We start from the raw sequence: 1,821 nt of genomic DNA on the forward strand, positions 1-1,821 counted from the left end.
CGATAGACCACGATTTTTCTGCTAATAGATCCTGCATCGTTTGCTTATTAAACTTGCGAGCGGAATGTGAAATCATATTAATTATCTTTTATCTTTTATCTTTTATTCTTTATCCGTTGAGTCTTTCTGTTTCTGGTAAATCTCGATATTAAAATCACACTCGATAGACCACGATTTTTCTGCTAATAGATCCTGCATCGTTTGCTTATTAAACTTCCAGGCAAAAGGGGTCATATTAATAAGATCTTGAACTGTTTGTGCTTCTGTTACTTGTAGCGGGTAATTAAGATTTATCTGTTCGATTTTGTTAAATCCTGAAGGTGCTGAGTTTTCCTGCGCATGTTCATTTACTTGTTGGTAAATCTTTTCTCTAAGCTGGAACAGGTGACGAGGTGCAGGTGTTACCGTAATCAGATAACCATTTTGTTTAATCAGGCGTTGCAGTTCACTATCCAGCGATGGAGCATAAATTCGAATCAATGCATCTAAACTATTATCAGGCAGTGGCACATCGTATGCGCTGGCAACGCAGAAATTGATGTTTTTATAGCGTTTAGCCGCATAACGTATGGCTACTTTGGAAATATCTAAGCCGTTAATAATAAACTTCTCTGGAAGCTGCTCCGCTAAAAGCGCAGTGTAATAACCTTCTCCGCAACCTAAATCAAGAATCTGTGCCTGCTCTTTATCTGTCAGGTATGCGGACACTAACTCACTGACTTTTTCTGCGAGCGGCAAATATCCGTCACTATTTAAAAAAGCACGCCTTGCCTGCATCATCTCTTTATTATCGCCCGGATTTTTTGAGTTTTTTGCATTTACGGGGAGCAGATTCAGGTAACCCTCTTTGGCAATATCAAAATGATGATTGTTAGCACAGATTTGGGTGTTATTTGTTTGTTGGAAAACAGTTTGGCAAAGCGGGCAGATAAATGGATTCATAATGGGCTCTATTAAGGCAGATAATTATTTATCTGCCTTTTTCGATCAGTAAATGACATTGTCATTGTATTGTAAAAGAATATTCTTGATGATTTCCATGGTATCGCGTGATGGAGGGTGTACGCCATCTAGGGGGTAAATCTCTCCCATTGCAGTCCATTTATGTTTGCCAAGTTCATGGTAAGGCAGCATTTCAATTTTTTCGATATTGTTCATAGGTTCAATAAACTGACCTAGAGCATGTGCATCTTCCTCACAATCGGTATAACCGGGTACAACCACGTAACGCAGGTAAACAGGCTGATTCTGCTCTGCTAAATATTTTGCAAATTCAAGCGTGTATTTATTACTTACATGAGTCAGATCGATATGTTTTTCATTATTCATCTGTTTGATATCTAACAAAACTAAGTCTGCAACATCAAGTACACTTCTGGTTGTTTCATCAATGCGGCGTACAAAACCGTTGGTATCAAGGCAGGTATGAATACCTTCTGCTTTACAGGCTGTGAATATAGCTTTAACAAATTCAGGTTGCAGCATCGCTTCACCACCAGAAACGGTAACTCCACCGCCGGAAGCATTCATGTAGTGTCGATATTGCACCAGATCCGCCATTAACTCATCGACGCTCATCTCTTTGCCGCCTTCGGTATCCCAAGTATCACGATTATGACAATATTTACAACGCATTAAGCAGCCTTGTAAAAAGATTATGAAGCGAATGCCTGGTCCATCGACGGTACCACAGGTTTCAATTGAATGAACATGGCCAATTAATGACATCAAAAACCCCTTAAAACTAATTATTTCATCTATTTCTTAGACAAAAAAACAAATGAAATAATTGCTTATTATAAAAAAAGAAAGGTTTCACCC

The 1,821-nt window shown here is 38.7% G+C and carries 2 protein-coding genes; both read right to left on the bottom strand.

The window, feature by feature from the left end:
* Nucleotides 1-102 precede the first annotated feature (102 nt).
* Nucleotides 103-942: a 23S rRNA (guanine(745)-N(1))-methyltransferase gene (gene rlmA / locus AC4GME_RS08045; protein ID WP_490379215.1), complete on the bottom strand. Its 840-nt coding sequence runs from the start codon at nucleotides 940-942 to the stop codon at nucleotides 103-105.
* Between the two features lie 45 nt (nucleotides 943-987).
* Nucleotides 988-1,728, bottom strand: a complete 741-nt coding sequence (pflA, locus tag AC4GME_RS08050) for a pyruvate formate lyase 1-activating protein (protein ID WP_490377777.1) — start codon at nucleotides 1,726-1,728, stop codon at nucleotides 988-990.
* Nucleotides 1,729-1,821: the final 93 nt, after the last annotated feature.

The sequence above is a fragment of the Psychromonas sp. genome, assembly GCF_983033635.1.